We start from the raw sequence: 24408 nt of genomic DNA on the forward strand, positions 1-24408 counted from the left end.
TGGTTATATTCATTGGCTTAATCACCGAAATTTTTCTTATCAATGACAAAAAAGCGATGAGTTAAACCCATCGCTTTTTTGCAAAGACAATCAATTAGCCTTTTAGTGCATCACCAAAGATGTCACCAAGAGTTTTTGGTTGTGCTTCAGCAGGTTGAGCATTTGATAGCTCTTTGATTGCTTGACGCTCATCTGCTTCATCTTTTGCCTTGATTGATAGGCTGATGCTGCGAGATTTGCGGTCAGTACCAACAATCTTCGCTTCAACTTCATCACCAACGCTTAGTACTTTAGAAGCATCTTCGGTACGCTCACGAGCGATATCTGCTGCGCGTAGGTAGCCTTCAACTTCGTCAGCCAAAGTGATGACTGCACCTTTTGCATCAACTTCTTTTACTGTGCCTTTAACGATTGCACCACGGTCATTTGCCAATAGGTATTCGTTAAATGGATCAGAGTTTAGTTGCTTGATGCCTAGGCTGATGCGGTTTGCTTCTGCATCTACTGACAATACAACAGCTTCTACTGTATCGCCTTTTGAGTAGTTGCGGATTGCTTCTTCACCAGCTTCAGTCCAAGAGATGTCTGATAGGTGAACTAGACCATCGATACCGCCTTCTAGACCGATGAATAGACCAAAGTCAGTGATAGACTTGATAGTACCGCTGATTTTTTGACCTTTTTCGTGGTTCTTATCAAACTCTTCCCATGGGTTTGGCATGGTTTGTTTGATACCTAGACTGATACGACGACGCTCGCCATCAATCTCAAGAACCATCACATTCACTTCGTCGCCCACTTGAACAACTTTTGATGGGTGGATGTTCTTGTTGGTGTGATCCATTTCAGATACGTGTACTAGACCTTCAATGCCTTCAGCGATTTCAGCGAAGCAGCCGTAGTCAGTTAGGTTGGTTACACGAGCTTTGGTGATTGTGCCAACTGGATAAGTTTTTTCAACTTCGTTCCATGGATCAGTACCAAGTTGTTTTAGACCTAGGCTAACACGGTTACGCTCACGGTCGAACTTCAATACTTTAACTTTTAGGTCTTGACCAACTTCAACAGCTTCTGATGGGTGCTTGATACGCTTCCAAGCCATGTCAGTGATGTGTAGAAGACCATCGATACCACCTAGATCAACGAATGCACCGTAGTCAGTTAGGTTCTTAACGATACCTTCTACTTCCATGCCTTCTTCTAGTTTGGCTAGTAGTTCATCACGCTCTGCTGAGTTTTCAGCTTCCATAACGGCACGGCGAGATACCACGATGTTGTTGCGTTGCTTGTCGATCTTGATAACTTTGAACTCAAGCTCTTTGCCTTCTAGGTGAGTTGTTTCGCGAACTGGGCGAACATCTACTAGAGAACCTGGTAGGAATGCACGTACTGAACCGATTTCAACAGTGAAACCGCCTTTAACTTTAGATGAGATAACACCTTTAACGATTTCGTCGTTTTCGTGCAATTGCTCAAGCGCACGCCAGCTTTCTTCACGCTTCGCTTTTTCGCGTGAAAGCACAGTTTGACCCATGCCATTGTCCACAGCTTCAACAACCACATCGATGCTGTCGCCTACTGCTACTTCAAGCTCGCCAGCTTCGTTTAGGAACTCTTCACGAGCAACGATGCCTTCAGACTTAAGACCAGTGTCCACTGTAATCCAATCGCTGTCGATCGCAACCACAGTACCTGAAATCACTGAGCCACGCTCAATGTTAAGACCTTGTTCTGATTGGCTTGCTTCAAACAGTTCAGCAAATGATACCATTATGTTTACCTTAAAAATATTGCCACAGCCTGCCAGCACAGTGTGGTTCAGTTAAGCATGACGCCAAGCATTGCTGGATTTTCACTTCGCTCACGCATTAAAAAATATAAACCGCATTATTTTACATCATTTTTTAACAAAAATCACCCAATTTTTACGATTTTTTTGGGTGATTTTGATAAAGATTTTGATAAATTGGTCAAATTTTATCGTCATTCGTCGCTTGTTGGTTTAATTTGGCAAATTAATCCCTTTGCTTTGGCAAAATACACGCACTTTTTCATATACTTGCTCCGCATTCAACTCCGAGCTATCAAGCACCAGTGCATCATCAGCAGGCTTGGATGGTGCAACACTGCGGTTTTGGTCACGCTCATCACGAGCCACAATCTCCGCCAAAATCGCTTCATAATCTGCCGCCTTGCCTGCTTTTGTCAGCTGAGATACGCGGCGGTCGGCTCGTGCTTTGGCACTTGCGGTCAAAAATACTTTGACAGGCGCATCAGGGAAAATCACCGTGCCCATGTCACGACCATCAGCAATCAGCCCACCACGCTTTGCCATATCTCGTTGGACATCGAGCAGTGCCGTACGCACCTTTGGAAATACCGCCACTTTTGACGCATAGCCACCGACCGTTTCGTTACGAATGTCATCGACCAATGGCTCACCATTGACCAAAATCTCAACCATCTTGGTTTCGTGATTGATGACAAAAGCTAGGTTTAATGAATGTGTTAATTTTTCTAATTGATTTTCTAAATCAAGTGTCGCATCGCTCAATAAATTTGCCTTGTGCGCCAACAGTCCAATAATGCGATATAACGCACCACTGTCAAGCAAGCTAAAGCCCAGCTCATCTGCCAAGCGATATGCCAGCGTGCCTTTGCCTGCACCACTTGGCCCATCGATACAGATGACTGGATGTGGGTACTGATGAGTTGTTGTCATAATAAGCTCTTATTTGTAATGATTTAATTAAACTTTACTAATTACCATCTGTTTTGCTAGGCGTTTATCCGCGCGTCTTTGAGCAAAAAATTGGCTAAGCATCCGCGAACATTCGCACGAGAGCAACCCATGCGATACCGTCGCTTGGTGATTATAAAACCCCATTTGGCTAAGGTCTAGCTGACTGCCCACCACGCCTGATTTTGGCTCAAAAGTAGCAAATACAATCCGAGCAACCCGAGCATGAACCAGTGCCCCAAAGCACATGGTGCAGGGCTCTAGCGTCACATACAGCGTCGTCTGTGGTGGCAGGCGATAATTATTGAGCCGAGCACAGGCATCCCTGAGAGCCACAATCTCGGCGTGTGCCGTCGGGTCATGCGATAAAATCGGCTGATTAAACCCCCTGCCAATTACCTGACCATCATGCACGAGTATCGCACCGACGGGAATTTCACCCGCCATCGCACCTTTTTTGGCTTCATCGATGGCCAATCTCATCATAGCAACATCAAAAGCTTGCCAAAACTGATGGCTTGATAGCTTGATAGCTCGCCAATCAAGCTGATGTATCGGTGGGTGCAATCGCTGATTATTGTGGCAACTGCCAATCAATCGGGGTCTTGCCATGGCGTATCAGATACTCATTGGTCTTGGAAAATGGGCGAGTGCCAAAAAACCCACCCCGATTGGCAGACAGTGGCGATGGGTGATTGGCGGTCAGCACCAAATGGCGTGATGTGTCAATAAATCGCCCCTTATTCTTGGCATAACTGCCCCATAGAATAAAAACCGTCCGTTCGGTTTGTTCGTTCAGCACTTGGATGGCATAATCAGTAAATTCTTCCCAGCCTTGACGCTGATGACTGCCTGCCATTCCCGCTTCGACGGTCAGTGTGGCATTGAGCAGTAGCACGCCCTGCCTTGCCCAGGATGACAAATCGCCATGCGCACTGACTGCAATACCTAGGTCGGTAGCAAGCTCTTTTAGGATATTTTGTAGGCTTGGTGGCTTAGGAATAATCTTAGGCACGCTAAACGACAGTCCCATCGCCTGCCCTGCGCCATGATACGGGTCTTGCCCCAAAATCACCACCTTAACCTGCGACAATGGCGTCAGATGAAAGGCATTAAAAATCTGATTTTTTGGCGGATAAATTTGCTTGCCATCTTGATAAGCTGACTGCAAAAAATCTCGCAGTGCATCCATCTGAGCACCGAGCAGCACGGGTGCTAGCGCCATTTTCCAATCTTCGGGCAATTGTACTCGAGCGAGCATCGCCTGCTCTGCTTGTGTGTATTGCATCATTTTGTCTTTGCCTTGAATGGGCGTGATGATGTCTTGACCACCACCGTGCCTGCCAGTTTATCATGCCAACCTTGTCTTTGGCGGTTACGCCCTGCGATAAAATAGTTAATCATTAATAAAATCAATGATAAGTTAATCGGTACAGGCAAGCCTGAAGCCAATTGATAAATAACAAACAGCACGCCAACACGCACAATCACTCGTTTAAAGAAACTTGGCATTTCAAAAGTCTTGGCATCCACCGTGCGAATACCCGCCACCATCTTGCCAAAAGACTGCCCACGAGCGATAATTAAAATCAGCTGAATCACCACATACGCCATCAACAGCGCTGTGGTCAAAGTTATCGTCTGCGGACTCATCTGCGCGGCAAGCTCCTGCGCGTATGCCATGCGAGTAGCAAAATCACCAGTATTAAGCTTGACAGGGTCGGGATTTAGCGACATGAAATTTTGTAAAAATGGCAACAATGTCAGCAAAAACAACACAAAATTAACCATCACTGCCATAAATCGTGCACCAATCGTCGCATAGACGATGTCACCCGTCGCTTGCGTTCGCACTTGTGGCTGCGGTGTGGCGGTTGGTTGCTGTGCCGTGCTTGGCTCTTTACGACCGTATAGCTCGGCGACACTCACACGCTTATTGGTGTCTTGTGTTGGCAAGGCGTCATCCGTCGGTCGAAAATCAGGATTATCGCCAAAGCTTTTGACTTCTCGTACGGCAGGTTTGGCAGGTGCTACTTGACCGACAGGCTCATAGCGATATTGGTTATTCGTCAAATCACCCAAGCGTTGCCACTGACTCATACCCGAATGCCACGCCAAATCATCAAGCAACACTTCGCCTGATGCCAACATGGTGTTGAGCTCATCAAGGGTATAAGGCCCTGCTTGTACATTATTTCTTGCCAAATAGATTTTCATAAACTGCCTAACTTTTTAATTTGGTAATTGTCTATTGTAAACCAAAATGCCAAAAAAACAAGGTATTCACCCATAGTAAATACCTTGTCATATGCCATCGTATCAAAAAATTCTTTGGCGTTTTCGGCTCAAGAAAAACCCACGCCCACGAGTATTTTTACAAGTCAGTCCCGATTTTTGGCTTGTGCACGACCAACCATTGCCATGCACGGTTTGACCATAATTAAGCACCATCATCTCATCAGGGTGAATGTATGGATAATCCGAATAGCAGTCAAGTTCGGCTTTTTTGGCATCCAAAGTAAATCGACCGCCCCAATCCAGTGGACACCAGTCAGGCATCGGTCTAGCAGGCTTACTATTGCTACGCTCCGTGATATCACAGGTAACGCCCGATGTACTATGCGCCATATCACCACCGCAGATGATATTGCCCGATGGCGTTTTGAAATATACTTCTGCGTTTGACACCATGCTCACAGACAGCAAAGCAATGGCGGTAAATATTGCACGATAACTTTTCATATCATAAATATCTCACAGATGGCAAAACAGCACAGGCGTCGCCCATGCTGTTTTTTTTAGATGAATGGCTTATGACTTGTTCTTGTCGTCCGCTAGGAATAGCCAAGTATCTAGCACAGTATCAGGGTTTAGCGATACCGAGCTGATGCCTTGTTCCATCAACCAATACGCTAGGTCTGGATGATCTGATGGGCCTTGACCGCAGATACCGACATATTTGCCTTGCGCACGGCAGGCATCGATGGCGATTTTTAGCAGTTTCTTCACCGCAGGATCGCGCTCATCAAACAGATGCGATACGATGCCTGAGTCACGGTCTAGGCCAAGGGTCAGCTGTGTCAAGTCGTTTGAGCCGATTGAGAAACCATCAAAGTATTGCAAGAACTCATCCGCCAAAATCGCATTGGTCGGTAGCTCACACATCATGATGATTTCAAGACCGTTTTCGCCACGCTTCAAGCCATTTTTCTCAAGCAATTCAATCACTTGCTTAGCTTCGCCTGTGGTACGCACAAATGGAATCATGATTTTGACATTGGTCAAGCCCATATCATCACGCACATATTTTAGCGCACGGCACTCAAGCTCAAAGCAATCACGGAAATTATCCGATACATAGCGAGATGCGCCACGGAAACCAAGCATTGGGTTTTCTTCTGATGGCTCGTACAGCTTACCGCCGATTAGGTTGGCATATTCATTTGACTTAAAGTCAGACATACGCACAATCACAGGCTTGTTGCGGAACGCCACCGCCAAAGTTGAGATACCTTCAATCAGCTTATTGATGTAGAACTCAACTGGTGAGTTGTAGCCTGCCATACGCTCTTGAACAGCTTGTACTGTCTCTTGTGGTAGGCTGTCAATGTTCAGTAGTGCTTTTGGATGCACGCCAATCATACGGTTAATGATGAACTCAAGACGAGCCAAGCCCACGCCTTCATTTGGGATTTGGGCGAAGTCAAAGGCACGGTCAGGGTTACCGACATTCATCATCACCTTGAATGCAAGCTCTGGCATGGTGCTGATTGAGTTACGCTGTACTTCAAAGTCTAGCAAGCCTTCATAAATAAAGCCGGTATCACCTTCTGCGCACGATACGGTGACTTCTTGACCATCGACCAATACTTCGGTAGCATTGCCCGAGCCAACGATGGCAGGCACGCCCAATTCACGAGCGATAATCGCCGCATGGCAAGTACGACCGCCACGGTTGGTAATAATCGCTGATGCACGCTTCATTACTGGTTCCCAATCTGGGTCAGTCATATCAGAGACAAGCACATCACCGTCTTGAACTTTGCTCATTTCATTCAAATTGGTGACGATACGCACTTTGCCATTACCCACACGCTGACCGATTGAACGACCTTCAGTCAGTACTTTTGCGCCTTTTGAATTGATGATATAGCGCTCCATATGGTTCTTATCTTGGCGAGATTTGACCGTCTCTGGACGAGCTTGGACGATAAAGATTTCGCCTGTATCGCCATCTTTTGCCCACTCGATATCCATCGGCTGACCATAGTGCTTCTCGATGATTAGCGCTTGCTTGGCTAGACGAGTTAGCTCATCGGTATTTAGAGCAAATTGATTACGGTCCGCCTTATCGACATCGACGATTTTGGTTGATTTGGTGGTGCTACCCTCGTCGCCATAGACCATTTTCTTTTGTTTTGAGCCAAGATTACGGCGTACGACCGCAGGACGGTTTTGTTCTAGCAGGGCTTTTGATAGATAAAATTCATCAGGGTTCACCGCACCTTGAACGACCATCTCGCCCAAGCCATAGCTTGCGGTGATAAATACCACTTCATCAAAGCCAGACTCGGTATCTAGCGTAAACATCACGCCTGATGTACCCGTCTCTGAACGCACCATACGCTGAATACCTGCTGACAGCGCCACGCCTGCATGTTCAAAGCCCTTGTGCACACGATATGCAATCGCACGGTCATTATAGAGTGATGCAAATACTTCTTTGATAGCAATCAATACATTGTCAATGCCACGAATATTCAAGAAGGTCTCTTGCTGACCGGCAAATGACGCATCAGGCAAGTCTTCTGCCGTCGCTGATGAACGCACCGCCACAGCGATGTCTTGACCGCCTGACAGCTCGGCAAATGCTGTACGGATTTCATCTTCTAGGTCTTTTGGCAATTCTTGGTCAATCACCCAGCCACGAATCTTAGCACCTGTTTGGGCAAGCAATTCTACATCATCAACATCCAAGCCTTTTAGCTCGGCATTGATTTTGTCAAGCAAACCAGTTTCGTTCAAAAAGCGGTTAAAGGCATCGGCAGTGGTCGCAAAACCATTTGGCACATTCACGCCCAAATTACCCAAGTGGCTAATCATCTCACCGAGTGATGAGTTTTTGCCACCAACCAATTCAACATCATCTTTACCCAGTTGATTAAATGGGATAACTTGCTTGCTCATAAATAACTCCAATAAAAGTTGGCATTGTCTCAAGATGCGCCCAAAATAATTTTTTGGCATATTTTTTATAAAGATAAGTTATAAAAAATCGGCACACTCAAGAAATCTGTAAGATTTTGTCGATTATAACCACAAAAAATTGAATACTCAATCCATTTATCAATTTATTTTTGATAAAAATAGTGGTATTTTTATTATAAATAGATTTGCTATTGATTTTTGGTAATTTTTATGATTTTTGTAAACTTATGTATGATAACTGATGTTAGCACGCATTGACAAATTAGGTACAAAATCAGTTTTTGTGCTATACTTAGGGCAATATCGTCCAGTTATAGGTGAATATGACATGTATGTCCACACCCCCACCCCAAGCCAAGAACCAAAAAAACTTATTCGCAGTGCGTTTTTTATTTCTGATGGTACTGCCATCACCGCCGAAACACTTGGCAAATCACTACTAAGTCAATTTGCTGATGTGGAATTTGATATTCAAGTCATCCCCTATGTCGATACCGTCGAGCTTGCCCGTGAAGCCGTCGGCCGCATCAACCAAGCCTATAAAAATACCAATCTATTACCTTTGGTCTTTGACACCATTGTCAGCGATGAGATTCGTGAAGTCATCAACACAGCCACCGCTTGCAATCTTGATATCTATGAAGGGCTCATCACTCGTATCGCCACCGAAATCAATCACAAGCCAAATCCGCACGCAGGTATGGCACACAGTAATGTCGATTCGGACGATTATAAAGCACGCATTGATGCGGTGCATTTTGCACTAGATAATGACGATGGCGCACGCATCACACATTATGATGGTGCTGATATTATTTTGGTCGGTTTGTCTCGTTCGGGCAAGACGCCAACATCATTGTACCTTGCACTACAATACGGCATCCGAGCCGCCAACTATCCATTGACCGAAGAAGACCTAGATACCAGTAGCCTACCCCAAGCGCTCAAAGCGCACAAGCACAAGCTGTTTGGTCTGACCATCGACACCGAGCGCCTAGTGCGTATCCGCCAAGAGCGTAAAGCAGGCAGCCGCTATGCCAGCCTTGCCCAATGCCAAGCCGAGCAACAGGCGATTCAGGCGATTTATAGCACCCAAAAAATCCCGAATCTGAATGTTTCTGAAATGTCTGTTGAAGAGATTGCCACTCGCATTCTACAAATGACTGGACTAAAACGCCGTATCGGTATGTAACTATTTGAATTTTTGATTGAACTATTGATTGAATTATTGAGAATAATCATGCTAAAAAAACTTAGCCTAATCACAGCAATCGCCCTATTAACCGCCTGCCAAAGCACGCCACCAAAGCCTGAGCCATTGTATGTGCCAAATATTGCACTGCAACCAGCCAAAGTGCTAGAAATCCTGCCTAATCGCAGTGTTTGTGATTCATCAAGCCCGATGCAATGCCTATTGGTCAAAGTCGATGGCACAAGCGATAGCGAGATTTTTGGTATTGGCTTTAATGACATCAAAGGCTTTGAACCAAAAGTTGGCGTCCGATATAAAATTCGTGCCAGCCAAGAGATTGACCAAAATACCGGCAAGCCAACAGGCTATTGGCAACTTGATGAAATCTTATCACAGCACATCAGCCGATAATTCACTGTTTTTTAAAATAATTTTAAGGATAAATCATGCCAAAAAAACAACAACCGATGCCGACTGACAGCATCGCCAATAATGAACCCGAAGCTACTGTCATTAGTCAAACTTTTGAGCCGATTGATCACGATCATCTACACCCAAGCCTAATCAGCCCGTTAGATGGACGCCGTATCGGATTAAAGACGCATAAGCATAAAGTCAAGCACGGCTATGAATACGATGCCGTCGTCCTTGGTGCAGGCCCTGCTGGTGAAGCCGCTGCGATGAAGCTTGCCAAGTCAGGCTATCGTGTCGCCGTCGTCGATCCACGAGATCAAGTTGGCGGTAACTGTGCCCATGTCGGTACTATCCCAAGTAAGGCACTGCGTCAGTCGGTATTTAACATCATCAGCTTTCGCCGTGACCCACTATTTAGCCAAATCAAGGACAGCTATCAAGTACCGCTAAATAAAGTCCTAAGCCGTGCTCGTGAAGTGATTCGCAACCAAGTCAATACCCACAAACTGTTTTATGAGCGCAACCAAATCGAAGTGATTCACGGCTGGGGTAGCTTTATCGATGCGCATACGCTTGAGATTTATGCAGGTGAGTTTGAACCAACCAAGACCATTACCTTTAATGAAGCGGTGATCGCTGTCGGTTCACGCCCTTATCGCCCTGACATCCTAGACTTTGACCATCCACGAGTGTTTGACTCGGACAAGATTTTGCAAATGGATTATGTCGCCCGCAAAATCATCATCTATGGCGCAGGCGTCATCGGCTGTGAATATGCGTCAATCTTCACAGGCTTGGGTTATGTCGTTGATTTGATTAATAATAAAGAACAGCTACTAAGCTATCTGGATGAAGAAATCTCTGATGCGCTTAGCCATGACTTCCGTCAATTTGGTGTGCGTATCCGTAACAACGAAGAGATTGACCGCCTTGAAACGCATGATGACTGCGTGATTCTACACCTAAAAAGCGGTAAAAAAATCAAATCCGATGCCATTCTATGGTGTAATGGCCGTTCGGGCAACACGGACAGCCTAAACCTTGAAGCGGTGGGCTTGACCGCCAATAAACGGGGTCAGCTAGAAGTGAACCAAACTTACCAAACCAGCGTGCCACACATCTATGCTGTCGGCGATGTCATCGGCTGGCCATCACTGGCATCGGCCGCCTATGATCAAGGCCGTAATGCAGCAGGCTTTATGGTGGGTGATGAGCACGCTGAGTTCGTCAATAGCGTACCGACGGGCATTTATACCATTCCTGAGATTTCAAGTATCGGCAAGACCGAAGCCGAGCTGACCGCTGAGCAGATTCCTTATGAAGTCGGCCAAGCTTTCTTCCGCCATCTGGCTCGTGCGCAAATCATCGGTGAACGCTCAGGCGTCCTAAAAATCCTATTCCATCGTGAGACGCTAGAGATTCTTGGTATCCATTGCTATGGCAACCACGCATCTGAGATTATCCATATCGGACAAGCGGTGATGAAGTGCGGTCATACGCTTGAGTACTTTATCAATACCACATTCAACTATCCAACGATGGCAGAAGCTTATCGTGTCGCCGCCCTAAACGGCATGAACCGAATTTTTTAAGGGCTGGTCGCCTTACCACCCCGCTTAAGCGTGAGCGATATGCTGATTTTCGGTAAATTGTGGTAATCATATTGTGGTAATCATATTGTGGTAATCATATTGTGGTAATCATTGAAAAAAATTCTCGTCATATGGCGAGAATTTTTTTGATTGGTATAGCCTATATCGCTAAAAACCCAACAGTCAAATCACTGTTGGGTTTGGCATTAAGAGCAATCACACATCTGATGGCTTAGTGTTTGATATATGATCATCTTTATGGTCAAGCAGCTGCGCCAATTTCTCCAAGCCTTCGATCTGTACCGTGCGGTTTGGATAAGGGATGCCGATGCCAGCTTCATCTAGGGCATATTTGGATGCTTCAAGCAAATCACATTGCACTTCGAACCAATCTTCATTATTCGCCCACACTCTAAGCAATAAGTCCACCGAACTTTCACCAAGCGCCGTCACAATCACCGATGGCGCAGGCTCTGTTAGTACTTTTGGATGTAAGCTTGCCCGCTGTACCAAGACTTCTCGAGCCGTGTGAATATCAGCATCATAGCTGATACCCACAGCGATATCGACACGGCGAGTCGGCAGTGACGAAAAATTGGTGCTTGATGATGTCATGATATCGCCATTTGGGATGATGATTTCATGGTTGTTAGCCGTTCTGATACGAGTATTCACCAGTGTAATATCAAGCACCGTACCTGTCTTGCCACCGACTTCCACCACATCACCACGACTAAATGGACGAAAAATCACAATCAGCACGCCTGCGGCTAGGTTTGACAACTGGTCTTTGAGCGAGACACCGATTGCCACACCTGCTGCACCCAAGATAGCAACGAATGAATTGGTATTCACGCCAAGCTTATTGAGCGCCGCCAAAATTACCGCCACAAGCATAATGCCGTACAAGAGATTACCCAAAAAATTCGCCGCCGTATTATCCATGCGACTGCGAGCCATCAGGCGTTTGGCGATATTGACGATACGCTTACCAATCCATTTACCCACAAAGAAAATCAACAACGCAAGCACAAGCTTGCCTGACATATCAATCGCCATCTGCGTCAATGTTGCAATATCAATCGGTATGCCTAGAAATTGCAAGGCATCATTCGTACCGTGCTCAAGCGTTGTTTTGGTCACTTCAGCGGCATGGACAGCGACTTCTTTGGCAGCTTCGGCGGCTTGCTGTGCATTATCAGCAGCTTCGGCGACCTTTTGGGTGGTCTGCTCCACTGCTTGCTCCACGACGGCATCAGACACCGTTTCTGACTTGGTTGCTTCGCTCATATCTCCCCCATGATGTTTTTATGTGATTGATGAATTAAAAAAACCTACCGGTCGGTTTTTTGGCATATTGGTCAATCGCCGCATCTACTTTGCTAGCGATATTCAGATAATGCTGTCCTAGATGTGCTTGTTGCAGTGCTTGTGGCTCACCTTTATCCATCGATGCACGGATGGATGCATCGAGCGGTAATTGCCCAAGCAGTGGCACGCCATAGCTTGTCGCCATCGCATCACCACCGCCACTCCCAAAAATAGCTTCGGTATGACCGCATTGGCTACAGGTATGTAGCGCCATATTCTCCACGATACCAAGCACTGGGATACTGGTTTTATTAAACATCTCAATGCCTTTTTTGGCATCAAGTAGCGCAATATGCTGTGGCGTGGTCACAATCACCGCCCCCGTGACAGGGATACGCTGTGCCAATGTCAGCTGAATATCCCCCGTCCCCGGTGGCATATCGATAAGTAGATAGTCAAGCGTCGGCCAGTTGGTCTGATTATACAGTTGCATCAGTGCGCCCGTCGCCTTGATGCCACGCCATGCCACAGGCGTATCGTCCGAGTCGATAAGATTGCCAATCGATAGCACTGCAAGTCCATTAGCATCAATCGGCACAAACTGATCATGCTCCACTTGTGGCTTAATGCCTGCCACGCCGAGCATCGCAGGGATTGACGGGCCATAGATGTCTGCATCCAGTACGCCAACCTTTTTGCCAAGCTTTTGTAGTGCCAATGCTAGATTCACCGTCGTCGTGGATTTGCCTACACCGCCCTTACCTGATGCGACGACCACAATGTGCGTGATACGTGGATGAGCAGCAAGCTCGCTTTGCTTGGGCGCGGACTTGGCAGGCTTGGCATCATCGGCTGACTGAGTTGGGATAGTGTCTGCCTGTGGCTGATACGACTGCACGACGGATGATTTTGGCGACTCATTGGCTGATTGGGCAGCTAAACCAGTAGATGGCTTATCAAACGGCTTAGGCGCATCTTTGGCAGTGGCGATACTTTGCTCGGCAATCGACACATTGATATTCACTTCGGTCACACCCATCGGATACAGCGTCTGCTGCAGGTCATGATATTCACGCTCAAGCTCGGCAGTGTCATCGCTCATGCCAATACGCATATTCATCGTCAAGACATCACCGTCTAGCGTCTGATCCACCACAAAATTCATAAACGGCTGACCGTAGAGTGTCTTGGCATCAAGCACGGCTTGCACTTGTTCGTTTTTTGATTTTTTCTTTTTAAACAAATTAAACATAATCACCTGATTACTCGGATAATCCCGAGAAAATTACTCAAGATTTGACAGTTGTTGCCAATTTTAGCACAAATCACAACAAAAATGATGAATTTTGGCACTGACACAAGCAAACTATCCCTAGAGTAAATGGCAGATTTTTGATAAAATAAGCGTTTTTGTTTAAGAATAGCATCATGAGCCACACCGACCAACCCGTCCTTATCAGTGATTATGATTATGACTTGCCCGAAGCACTCATCGCACGCCATCCGCTTGATGCGCGTAGTGGTTCACGACTGCTACACATGGCAGATGGTGTGATTGCTGATAAGCAGTTTACCGATTTGGCAGAGCTGTTATCGGCAAATGATTTGTTGGTGCTCAATGACACCAAAGTCATGAAAGCTCGCCTGCACGGACAAAAAGCCACAGGCGGTGCTGTCGAAGTGCTGGTCGAACGCCTACTGCCCGATGAAGATGGTCAAGTGCCCCACCGTGCGCTGTGTCATGTGCGCTCAAGCCGCTCACCAAAGGCAGGACAGACGCTCAGCCTTGCTGATGGCAAGATGGGCGCAACCGTGCTCGGCCGTGAAGAGAATCTATTCATTCTAGCTTTTGATGCGCCGATTTTGGCAGATTTGGATCGCTATGGTCAGATGCCAATTCCGCCGTATTTTGAGCGTGATGCCGATGAGATGGATGATGAGCGTTATCAGACGGTGTTTCATGATCCTGCCAAGACAGGCAGTGTCGCTGCACCGACGGCAAGCTTACATTTTGATGATGAGTTATTAGCTAAGCTAAAACAAAAAGGGGTAAAAACAGCTTTTGTGACACTCAATGTCGGTGCAGGGACTTTTGCCCCTGTCAAGGCTGATGATGTGCGTGATCACATCATGCATTCAGAATATGCACACCTACCCAAAGAGACTGCCGAGCTCATCAACCAAACTAAAGCTGATGGCGGTCGCATCATCGCTGTCGGCACGACGGTCACTCGCACGCTTGAGACCGCTTATTTGCACCGCATTGATGATAAGCTTGTCGAATATGCTGGCGATACCAATATCTTTATTTATCCGCCGTATCGCTTTGGGGTAGTGGATTGTTTGGTGACCAATTTTCATTTACCAAAATCAACCTTGCTGATGCTCGTTTCTGCCTTTGCCGGCACCGATCACATCAAACAAGCCTATCAGCACGCCATTGATCATGGTTATCGCTTTTTTAGCTATGGCGATGCGATGTTTTTGGAAAAATTTGATTAAGTTATTTATTTAATCTTTTTGTTTAATTCATTTGATGAATTGACAAGCTTATTTAACCGTATCATTTTTTATGGATTTCAAATCAGCCAAATCGTGCATGAGATTGAAATCAAATCAATTAGTTAGAGAAATTTATGAAATTTACCCTACACAATACCGATGGCGGTAACAATCACGCACGCCGTGGCACAGTACATCTGGCACATGGCGATGTACAGACCCCTGCATTTATGCCGGTGGGCACTTATGGCACGGTCAAAGGGATGCTACCCCGTGATATTCATGGCATCGGCGCTGATATCATTCTTGGCAATACCTTTCATCTGTGGCTGCGCCCGGGGATGGATGTGATTCGTGAATTTGGCGGTCTGCACAAGTTCATCAATTGGGATAAGCCGATTTTGACCGACTCGGGCGGCTTTCAGGTGTTTAGCCTAGGTGCAATGCGTAAAATTAGCGAAGAAGGTGTGGCATTTCGCTCGCCTGTCGATGGCGCAAAGGTGTTTTTGAGCCCTGAAACATCAATGCAAATCCAAAACGATCTCAACTCTGACATCGTCATGCAGTTCGATGAGTGCACGCCTTATCCTGCCACGCACAGCGACGCCCAAAAATCGCTTGAGCTATCGCTACGCTGGGGACAGCGCTGTATCGATGAACATCAGCGACTGGGCAACAAAAACGCCCTATTTGGCATCATCCAAGGCAGTATGTATAAGGATCTGCGCGCACAATCGCTCAAAGGCTTGCTTGAGATGCCATTTGACGGCTATGCCATCGGCGGTCTGTCGGTCGGCGAGCCCAAAGAAGAGATGATCGGCGTGCTCAACTACCTACCCAATGCCATGCCAAGCGACAAGCCGCGCTATCTGATGGGTGTGGGCAAGCCTGCTGATATCGTTGAAGCGGTGCGTCGTGGCGTGGATATGTTTGACTGCGTGATGCCGACTCGTAATGCTCGTAATGGACATTATTTTGTCACGGGCAATAGCGAAAACAAAGGCATCGTCCGCATCAAAAATAGCCAATATCGCAACGATCTTGCGCCACTTGATGAGCATTGCGACTGCTACACCTGTCAGAATTTTAGCCGTGCGTATCTGTACCATCTACACAAGTGCAAAGAAATGCTATCAGCACAGCTTGCCACTATCCACAACCTACGCTACTATCAGCGACTGATGGCAGATATCCGCAAAGCCATCGAAGAGAACCGCTTTGATGAGTTTGTGGCTGAGTTTTATGCCAATTGGGGCATGGCAGTGCCTGAATACGACAAGGATGCGCATGGGCTATAATTACCCATAATTACCCGTGACAAAAAATCGCCATCACAGTGTCATCACAGCGTTTTGGCGATTTTTTGTTTTTTTGCTTGGATTAAAACATTTTATCCACTGTGACAAACCAAGCACCACTTCGTCTGTCGTACAGATCCAAATTGCTATCGGTATGCTGATGACGATAATTCAGCTTAGGCACAAAGCCCTTGTAATTGAGCTTATTATGCCATACCGTACCGATAAACTGCGACTCGGTATCGTGTCTGACTTTGCCATACCAAAAATTCGGTGCTAAAAACTCTCGCTTGGCATGTCGTAGCATCGCACGCACGCCCATGTCTTTACCATAATAACCCATGCCAAGTCGCAAGCCTTGTCGATTCGATGACTCAGAGACATCTTGCAGGCGTTCGTGTCGAGCTTCCATCCCGACATAGTATAGCCACTGGTCAGTCGGCTGATACAACGCCATTACAAGACCTTCATTGGCATGGCCATCATATCGCTTGCTGATGTCATGATCATCGTAGCGTTTTTGGCTGTGTGTGGCGTTCACTGTCAGCTGCCAATTGGCACTCATGCGATGCGTGGCACTAGCGCCAATACCCCACTGCTGTTGGTACTGATCCCCGCCAAGCCAGTCTTGGGCGATAAAAGGTGTGATGCCAACGGTGGACTTAATGGTTTTATAGCGATAGCCAAGCTCACCACGCAGAGATAACTCATCATAATCTCGTTCGCTCGGATAATAAATCCCATCCATCCCTGCCGAAGCATACAGATGATGCCTGCCTGTGACATTATGCTCATCATCAATGCCGATATTATAGCGCAGTCCTGTAGCGGATTTAGGCTGAGATTCTTCATCAAAGATAAATGTCATTCCACCGATGTCAAATTCACGCAAGGATGATGCGTTATTCACATTGTCATTTTGTTCAATATTCAGCCCAAAGCTTGGCTTAGCTCGTTCTATTTTCTTGATGGCAGATAAATACTGCTCGCTAATCGCCTGCATCGGCGCAGGCAGTGATGGCTTGATGGCTTCAAAGGCGCGCTTGGCATCACGATATTGTTTATTTTCAAAATACATCACTGCCAGATCAAACTTCGGGAAAATCAGCGCAGGGTCTTGGGTAATTTTTTCGTAATGCTTGATGGCTTGGTTGTGCTTGGCTTGTGAGCGTAGCATCGCCCCCATCGCATAGTCGTACAGTACAGGATCGTGATTGCTTTTTTGTTGATATGCTACCAAAGCTTTGGCAAGCTCATCCCACTGCTGATTGACCATCAAATAAGTAATCAGCTCTTCGTCGGTTTGACCCATCGGCACATCTCGCTCGATGGATGCAATATTTACCGTCTCAAGCGGTGTTGGCATCACCGCCCAATCCACCTGCTCAAACGGTACAGCGGCTCGTACTGCTTGTGATGGGACTTCGATGACGCCATCAGATGCTAGTGCTTTGGCACTTATCAGCATCACTGAAGCCGCCATTAGTTGTTGATAATTCATCGTCTTATCCTATTGTATATTTTTTAAAAAACCAATCAACTTGCGAGAGTTAATTGGTTTTTAATGATTGATTGTATCAAGACGAATGAAATCGGCGATATAATCGTAGTAGGTTCAGCGCTGACCGCCAAAGCCAATCTCCGCCTGACCTTTGCCATTGGTATAGATACCGGCTTGACTGCCGCTTAGCGTCACACGACCAGCAACTTCCTCGGCATTTGGCCCAAAGAATCCAAGCTGATAATTGCCACTATAACCGCCTGCATAGGCTGATGACTCGATACCACGCATCGTCTTGGCACCTAGCTTAACATCACCGATATAGCCACGATTCAGCTCAATCGTACCCGTATCGGCGATACCTGTGATACGACCTTCGCCACGACGATTGTCAAAGTTCACTTCATAACGCAACTCGCCTGTACCGCCATAACCGCTAAATGCCTTGCCGCGATACACTGCTGTACCACTCGTTGGCATCTGTGATGATGGTGTGTCATAGCCGACAATCTGGTCGATATTAAACTGGTTTTTTGCCAATTGTAGCGTTGGCGACGATAGACTAGCATTGGATTTGGCGGTGACTTCATTATGCTGACGGCCATAGATGATCGAATACGGCTGATTATAAATACGCTCACTGCCACGCACACGGTAACTATAGCCATCAAAATTAGCCACATCATAATTTTTTTGGATTTCATGATAGCCTTTGGCTAAGTCTTCAGTTTGCGTGGCTACACCAGCATGAAACAACGACGCTTCATCGCCACGAAAATAGGCGCCATCAACATCATTATTTTGAGTATCTTTATGGTAAGCAGCATAAGGCACATCCCAACCATTGACATTCGGTAGGACGATGACTTTATTCGCTTCAACGACGCTTGAGCTGACGCCAAATCCTGATGAAGTACTATCACCCTTACTGCTACACGCTGATAACGCCATCGCCACAGCGACAACACCAGTCACCAAACCCGAACGATTCATAATCTCTCCTAAATATCATCGTTGAACCAACCATAGCATATCATGATTTGGCAATCATTGCCATATTTATTCAATCTTGATAATTATTCAAACAAAAGCCATCTTTAGGACGGCTTTTGTTTGCACTAGAGTTGGCTTATTTGGTGATAGCTCCACGAGTACCACCAAAGCCGATTTCGATATTTTTTGAGCTATTTTTATAACCCTTATAAAACGGCCATGTTTCTGATGCTTCTAAGCGACCAGCCACTTCTTCTGCTTTTGGTCCATAGAATCCCAAGCTATAAGTGCCAATTTTTGAGTTACTGTACGCCACATCACCTGAGACGCTTTGCTTCGCTCCGATACCGCCTGTCGCCGCCTTGATGTCTGAAGTATTTAAAATCAAATCACCAGAAACTTCACTTAACCCACTAATTTTACCACTACCTTTGCGAGTTCCAAAATCAACAGCATATTCAAATCTGCCATTGCTCTTGCCACTAAAGGCATCGCCAAGATAAGTTGCTTTACCTAGCGTTGGCATTTGACTAGCTTCAGTTGCCTGCCCCGCAACTTCATCCACGGTAAAAATCCCCCCGATGCTAAATTTATTATTGACCTTGAAACTACCATTTTCATAACGCAAATTTGGGTGATATGTGTGTTCAGCAATATCATACAAATTACCATAGACAATCGAATAATTTTGATTATACACACGCTCAGTACCACGGATATGATAATTATCCAGACCCTCCCCAAGAATTACATCGTATTGACGCTCAGTGGTACTAAATCCAGGTTTGAATTTGGTTGATGCAATCACCGCATCACCTGTTCTAGCTAGCTTATCTGCCGCAGTATAAGCCGTAGTACGATTTGGGTCTAGATTTACTGGGCGAATAATACTTTGCCCTTGAATGCTTGGTACTGATAAAGTTTTCGCCTTATTTGCTGCTTCTAACGCCTTGCCAGTCGGTGCTGTTGGCGCAGGAACAAGCACAGTTGGCTGTGTTACAGGCGTCGCTAGGGTGGTTGGTGCAGGGGTGGTTGGGGTGGTTGTGCCAGTATTACCAGTATTAGTTGTACTACCAGCATTGGTGCTACCCGTTGTACCAGTCGTGGCAGATGGGATGGTGGTGGTAGGTTGGCTATCGGTCTTATCACCACTTGAGCTACACGCAGCCAATGAAATCGCTAGCACAGACAGTGCAGAAACTTTGTAAAACGACATGATTTTACTCCATGTTTTGGGGACGAATTAAAGGGGAGCAAAATCATCTAAAGATAAATCAGAACTGATTTACCATGTTAGAAGAGTTAACGCATCGAAATTTTTGATTGATTAATTAAATTTATAAAAAACCATCCGATGATTTATAAAAATTTAATAAAATGCTCAAAAATTAAGCAAAAGAGACGCGCTGCCCCCCCCCCTAACAAGTATTTTTATTTTGGCGGATTTCTAATAAAATTGCAAGTAAATGTTTCAAAGTAGTTACAATTCTTTACACTCAAAAAAAATCACCCATCCATCGATGAGTGATTTTAAATACCTGCACAGGACTGATAATCACAGCCCTGCTTTTAGGCTTGCTTCGATAAATTTATCCAAATCGCCATCAAGCACCGCACCTGTGTTCGATGTCTCAACGCCCGTGCGAAGGTCTTTGATACGAGAGTCATCCAGTACATACGAGCGGATTTGGCTACCCCAGCCGATGTCTGATTTGCTGTCTTCGAGCGCTTGTTGTTTTTCCATGCGTTTTTGCATTTCTAGCTCATACAGCTTGGCTCGTAGCATCTTCATCGCTGTGTCTTTGTTGGCGTGCTGTGAGCGTTCGTTCTGACACGCCACGACCACCCCTGTCGGTTGGTGGGTGATACGCACCGCAGAGTCAGTGGTGTTCACGTGCTGACCGCCTGCACCGCTTGAGCGATAGGTGTCGATACGCAGGTCAGCAGGATTGATGTCAATCTCGACATTATCATCAATCTCAGGCGACACAAACACCGCAGCAAAAGATGTATGGCGACCATTATTACTATCAAATGGCGACTTACGCACCAAGCGATGCACGCCAATCTCCGTGCGTAGCCAACCAAAGGCATAATCGCCCTTGACATGGATGGTTGCTGACTTAATACCTGCCACGCCACCTTCAGACACTTCCATCACATCCGCCTTAAAGCCGTGACTCTCACACCAGCGCAGATACATACGCAGCAGCATCTGCGACCAGTCTTGCGCTTCTGTACCACCCGAGCCTGCTTGGATGTCCAGATAGCAGTTATTGGCATCCATCTCACCGCTGAACATCCGCTTAAATTCCAAATCTTCGACCTTGGCACGCGCCGTATCGAGCTCAGCCTGCACATCAACGAGCAAGCTCTCATCATCGGCTTCGACAGCCAGCTCTAGCATCGCTGATGCATCTTCTAGGCTAGCATCTAGCCCTTCGATAACACCGATGATGCCATCGAGTACGCTTTTTTCTTTGCTGATTTTGGTGGCGATTTCAGGATTGTTCCAAAGCTCTGGATTTTCAAGCTCAAGATTGACTTCTTCTAGGCGCTCTTTTTTGCCTTCGAAGTCAAAGATACCCCCGAAGTTCTTGGCCACGAGTAGCAAGGTCTTTGATTTGTTCTTGGTAGATGGCGATTTCCATGATTACTCCGATAAAATAAATAAACCGCTTATTATAGCAATGTTAAGGTGATTTTGCCATAACAAAACAAATGATGCCATCACAGCGACCAATCTTCAATCCGCCAGCCTTTTTTTTCGGCTTCACTGCGTAAAATCGCATCCGGCGTGATACATACCGCTTCATCAGCATAGTTTAGTAGGGGTAAATCATTCTTGGAATCCGAATAAGCAATCAGCTTATCAAAAGTCACACCCTTATCTTGATATAACTTGATAAGATTCGTCAGATGATAAATCTTGCCATCTTTGAAATTGGGACGGTCGGCGACCTTACCTGTATAGTGATTATCAATAATCTCAAGGCGTGTGGCAAGCGTGTGTGCTGCATCCACCCCAAACAGCCCTGCAATCGGCACGACCACAAAGTCGTTAGTCGCACTGATGACCACGACGACATCGCCTGCGTCTTTGTGCCACTGGATTTGCTCAATGCCTTTGGTGCGCATATTTGGTCGAATCCAAGTATTTAGATACTCTTCACGATAAGCGTGCAAATCCGCCATCATCTGCGTATGCAAAAATGCCGCCACAAACTCATTGTACTCCACCGCATCAAGCGTGCCTGCGATATAATCTTGATAAAATTTATCATTGGCATCAGCATAAACTTTGGCATCGACAAGCCCTTTATTGACAATAAACTGCCCCCAACTGTGGTCGCTATCGACATTGAGCAGTGTCATATCTAGGTCAAATAACGCAAGATTTGGCATGAGTTTTCCTTATAATGAAATCTATAAAATTAATGTGCCATTATCGCTAATCTTGGCAAGACTTGCAACCAAAGCGAGTGAATCAGTGCAGATTGGTTAAGCGGTGGTAGTGTAGTCAATAAAATCAGCACCAATCACGCATGATAAGCATCACATAAGCACAAAAAAAAGACAGCCCATCAAGGCTGCCTTTATGGTTATTTGGCTGATTACACAGCTGATTGTTCAACTGATTATTCGGCAATCTACAACTTAGAACTTACTGGCGTTAATCTGCGCTAGAATTTGTGAGATTTCGTCATTGGCTTGTTGTTCGTTGTCTAGGTTGCCTTGTGGCGTCAAATCATTAACCACTTGTGGCAATAACTCAGCGATACCTTGACAGACTTCTGATTGGCTTGCGCCAGTTTGTGCGCAGACTTGGTTAATCTCATCATTGCCGAACAATTTGGCGACATCATTGGCATCGATACCATCATTGTCGGTGTCGATATTGACCCATGACTGTGCTTGATTGCCCATGCCATTGTTGCTAAATTTGCCAAGCACGCCTGACAGACCGCCATTTTTTTGGATAAATGCCAAGACCACAGGCAATAGCGCAACAAGCAGCGCACTTTTATTGATACCGCCTGACTGCGTGCCTTGTGTCGAACCGCCAAGCACACTGCCTAAAATATTACCCAAATCACCAGCACTGGCATTGGTGTTTTGGCTTTGACCGCCAAGCAGTCCGCCCAAAATCGCATCTAAGCCCTGTGCGCCTTGTGAGCCTTGCGACTGCTGTGGCTGTGATTGGCTTTGACCTGCTAGCACCGAACCCAGCACATTGCCAAGCACGCCGCCCATGCCTTGATTGGCTGATTGACCTTGACCCATTGCCCCTGCCAAGCCACCAAGCAGACCGCCTAGACCTGCTTGTGATTGGTTTTGATTAGTAGTTTGTGATTGTGCGGCGTTTTTGATGACTTCAGTGACGATACTTTGTAATAGGCTCATAAGATTTCCCAATAAATAAATGATAAACTTAGCCTATCATACGGCATGGCGATTTGATAATTCTATGATAATTGTGTAATGATTTGTGCGATGACTGCACGCTTTGTAACTTCAGCGATACGCCCAGCGAGCTAAGGCGGACAGCTTGGCAAACTCATCCGCTGTGATTTGGTCGGCAAATAGCACCACAGTCAGACCAGATTTCTTTGGCAAAATGGTGAAGAACTGCAACACAATCACCTGTGTCAGCCCAAGATTGACCAAGTGGCAATCATTGAGATACGCTTGATAAATCAATGGCTTAGATGGTGCTGAAAGCTTGGGCTGATTGGGTAGGTTGGGCGAATTAAATAGATGTTTTGTAGCAAGATTAGCTGATTGATTAATCGGCTGATGTGATGGATGTGACAAGTACTTGTTGGACTCAGACGATGTGCCAACTAGCCATACGCCATCATAATGCGTACAGCTGATGTGACTGATGGCATGGCGTGTGCGATAATAATGCCAAGTGGTCGCCGTGCTTACCAACAGCAAAATCAACCACTGCCACCACGCCATCCCCACCGCCAAACAAATCAGCCAAACCACCGCTTGCACACCCAGCCACAGCCCAAGCGATACACGGCTAGGCATGATGGCGATATCAAGGGTGATGGCGGTTTTGTCAGATGGTTTCACGATTGCTTAAGCTTAGATTTGGGCTTAGGCTTGGGCGTGCTTGAGCGTTTTCATTTTTTGGATTAAGGCACTCACCGCATCATCATTTGGGCTGTCTTGACCCAAGAAAAACAGTAGCAAATCAGGATCTTCGAACTTCAATAGACGCTCAAACGCCGCCTGCTCATCGCTATCTGCCGTCAGATAATGCGCCTTGACATAGGGATCGATATAAAAATCCAGTTCTTTTAGCCCACGGCGTGCTTGATAAATGATGCGTCTTTGGGCATCGGTTGGGCTGATGGTCATGTCATACTCCTAACAAATCAGTAGATCATCATCAATAATTCATCATCCAATTAGTATAACAAATTTTGATGAAAAAAATACCATAAAGCGATAATTTATCATGCTTATAACCATTGGTTTTTTCACGATAATTTTTAAATCTTTGTCTATTTATCATAAAAATTGATATAGGTATAAAAAAATCAAATGAAATCTAGATTTTTTGTCAAAAAAAGTATAACATAGCTAAGGTCGGGCATTTTCCCTCAAATTATGCCAAGAGTTTGCAAAACTTTGTTATCTAT

General features: G+C 45.9%; 22 protein-coding genes. 5 read left to right on the forward strand and 17 right to left on the reverse strand.

Features of this window, described 5'->3' with window-relative positions:
* Positions 1-94 precede the first annotated feature (94 nt).
* From rpsA to ppsA, 7 genes are all read right to left on the reverse strand, one after another.
* Positions 95-1774, reverse strand: coding sequence for a 30S ribosomal protein S1 (gene rpsA / locus Q0N89_RS01925; protein WP_169835321.1), 1680 nt, complete (start codon positions 1772-1774; stop codon positions 95-97).
* A 228-nt stretch (positions 1775-2002) separates the two neighbouring features.
* Positions 2003-2722 (reverse strand): (d)CMP kinase, encoded by a 720-nt coding sequence (gene cmk, locus Q0N89_RS01930; RefSeq protein WP_294033130.1) that lies wholly within the window; start codon positions 2720-2722, stop codon positions 2003-2005.
* 27 nt (positions 2723-2749) lie between these two features.
* Complete coding sequence (gene tadA, locus Q0N89_RS01935; protein ID WP_367178543.1) at positions 2750-3352, reverse strand: tRNA adenosine(34) deaminase TadA; 603 nt, start codon at positions 3350-3352, stop codon at positions 2750-2752.
* On the reverse strand, positions 3315-4028 hold the full coding sequence (gene ung, locus Q0N89_RS01940; protein ID WP_294033153.1) for a uracil-DNA glycosylase: 714 nt from the start codon (positions 4026-4028) through the stop codon (positions 3315-3317). Before ung ends, tadA begins: the two co-directional genes overlap by 38 nt.
* Positions 4028-4957 carry an RDD family protein gene (locus Q0N89_RS01945; RefSeq protein ID WP_294033132.1) on the reverse strand — a complete coding sequence of 310 codons (930 nt, stop codon included), beginning with the start codon at positions 4955-4957 and terminating at the stop codon, positions 4028-4030. Before Q0N89_RS01945 ends, ung begins: the two co-directional genes overlap by 1 nt.
* Positions 4958-5059: 102 nt before the next feature.
* A complete protein-coding gene (locus Q0N89_RS01950) occupies positions 5060-5482 on the reverse strand; it encodes a DUF6636 domain-containing protein (RefSeq protein WP_294033133.1) in 423 nt (140 codons plus the stop codon).
* A 69-nt stretch (positions 5483-5551) separates the two neighbouring features.
* Positions 5552-7927: a phosphoenolpyruvate synthase gene (gene ppsA, locus Q0N89_RS01955; protein WP_294033134.1), complete on the reverse strand. Its 2376-nt coding sequence runs from the start codon at positions 7925-7927 to the stop codon at positions 5552-5554.
* Positions 7928-8276: 349 nt separating this feature from the next.
* Here ppsA and Q0N89_RS01960 point away from each other — a divergent pair, with 349 nt between their 5' ends.
* The 3 genes from Q0N89_RS01960 to sthA are packed head-to-tail and all read left to right on the forward strand — an operon-like array spanning position 8277 to position 11146.
* Entirely contained in the window at positions 8277-9140 is an 864-nt protein-coding gene (locus tag Q0N89_RS01960) for a pyruvate, water dikinase regulatory protein (protein ID WP_294033135.1), read from the forward strand.
* A gap of 48 nt (positions 9141-9188) precedes the next feature.
* Positions 9189-9551: a DUF4377 domain-containing protein gene (locus tag Q0N89_RS01965; protein WP_078253087.1), complete on the forward strand. Its 363-nt coding sequence runs from the start codon at positions 9189-9191 to the stop codon at positions 9549-9551.
* 56 nt (positions 9552-9607) lie between these two features.
* Entirely contained in the window at positions 9608-11146 is a 1539-nt protein-coding gene (sthA, locus tag Q0N89_RS01970; RefSeq protein ID WP_294033154.1) for a Si-specific NAD(P)(+) transhydrogenase, read from the forward strand.
* 216 nt (positions 11147-11362) lie between these two features.
* On the opposite strand, the gene Q0N89_RS01975 is transcribed toward sthA, so the two are convergent.
* Both Q0N89_RS01975 and Q0N89_RS01980 read right to left on the reverse strand, forming a co-directional pair.
* On the reverse strand, positions 11363-12436 hold the full coding sequence (locus tag Q0N89_RS01975; RefSeq protein ID WP_367178544.1) for a mechanosensitive ion channel family protein: 1074 nt from the start codon (positions 12434-12436) through the stop codon (positions 11363-11365).
* Positions 12437-12470: 34 nt separating this feature from the next.
* A complete protein-coding gene (locus Q0N89_RS01980) occupies positions 12471-13709 on the reverse strand; it encodes an Mrp/NBP35 family ATP-binding protein (RefSeq protein WP_294033136.1) in 1239 nt (412 codons plus the stop codon).
* A 176-nt stretch (positions 13710-13885) separates the two neighbouring features.
* Here Q0N89_RS01980 and queA point away from each other — a divergent pair, with 176 nt between their 5' ends.
* Together queA and tgt are read left to right on the forward strand one after the other, a co-directional pair.
* Positions 13886-14959 carry a tRNA preQ1(34) S-adenosylmethionine ribosyltransferase-isomerase QueA gene (queA, locus tag Q0N89_RS01985; RefSeq protein WP_294033137.1) on the forward strand — a complete coding sequence of 358 codons (1074 nt, stop codon included), beginning with the start codon at positions 13886-13888 and terminating at the stop codon, positions 14957-14959.
* Positions 14960-15093: 134 nt separating this feature from the next.
* A complete protein-coding gene (tgt, locus tag Q0N89_RS01990; RefSeq protein WP_294033138.1) occupies positions 15094-16257 on the forward strand; it encodes a tRNA guanosine(34) transglycosylase Tgt in 1164 nt (387 codons plus the stop codon).
* Positions 16258-16339: 82 nt separating this feature from the next.
* Here the strand turns inward: tgt and Q0N89_RS01995 are convergent, their stop codons facing one another.
* The 8 genes from Q0N89_RS01995 to Q0N89_RS02030 all read right to left on the reverse strand — a co-directional run bounded on the left by Q0N89_RS01995 (position 16340) and on the right by Q0N89_RS02030 (position 24124).
* Positions 16340-17758 carry a surface lipoprotein assembly modifier gene (locus Q0N89_RS01995; protein WP_294033139.1) on the reverse strand — a complete coding sequence of 473 codons (1419 nt, stop codon included), beginning with the start codon at positions 17756-17758 and terminating at the stop codon, positions 16340-16342.
* 114 nt (positions 17759-17872) lie between these two features.
* On the reverse strand, positions 17873-18751 hold the full coding sequence (locus tag Q0N89_RS02000) for a factor H binding protein domain-containing protein (RefSeq protein ID WP_294033140.1): 879 nt from the start codon (positions 18749-18751) through the stop codon (positions 17873-17875).
* A gap of 136 nt (positions 18752-18887) precedes the next feature.
* On the reverse strand, positions 18888-19967 hold the full coding sequence (locus Q0N89_RS02005) for a factor H binding protein domain-containing protein (protein WP_294033141.1): 1080 nt from the start codon (positions 19965-19967) through the stop codon (positions 18888-18890).
* Positions 19968-20306: 339 nt separating this feature from the next.
* Positions 20307-21402 (reverse strand): peptide chain release factor 2 gene (gene prfB / locus Q0N89_RS02010; RefSeq protein ID WP_294033142.1). Its coding sequence is split into 2 segments (ribosomal slippage): positions 20307-21329 and positions 21331-21402, totalling 1095 coding nucleotides; the frame shifts between segments, so codons are not numbered across the junction.
* A 79-nt stretch (positions 21403-21481) separates the two neighbouring features.
* The gene (locus Q0N89_RS02015) at positions 21482-22156 is read right to left on the reverse strand and encodes an HAD family phosphatase (protein WP_294033143.1); all 675 of its coding nucleotides are present in this window, start codon (positions 22154-22156) and stop codon (positions 21482-21484) included.
* 252 nt (positions 22157-22408) lie between these two features.
* A complete protein-coding gene (locus Q0N89_RS02020; protein ID WP_294033144.1) occupies positions 22409-23155 on the reverse strand; it encodes a YidB family protein in 747 nt (248 codons plus the stop codon).
* A gap of 111 nt (positions 23156-23266) precedes the next feature.
* Positions 23267-23836, reverse strand: a complete 570-nt coding sequence (locus tag Q0N89_RS02025) for a hypothetical protein (RefSeq protein WP_294033145.1) — start codon at positions 23834-23836, stop codon at positions 23267-23269.
* 24 nt (positions 23837-23860) lie between these two features.
* The gene (locus tag Q0N89_RS02030; RefSeq protein ID WP_294033146.1) at positions 23861-24124 is read right to left on the reverse strand and encodes a succinate dehydrogenase assembly factor 2; all 264 of its coding nucleotides are present in this window, start codon (positions 24122-24124) and stop codon (positions 23861-23863) included.
* Positions 24125-24408: the final 284 nt, after the last annotated feature.

It is taken from the genome of uncultured Moraxella sp., from assembly GCF_945873075.1.
Lineage (GTDB): Bacteria > Pseudomonadota > Gammaproteobacteria > Pseudomonadales > Moraxellaceae > Moraxella.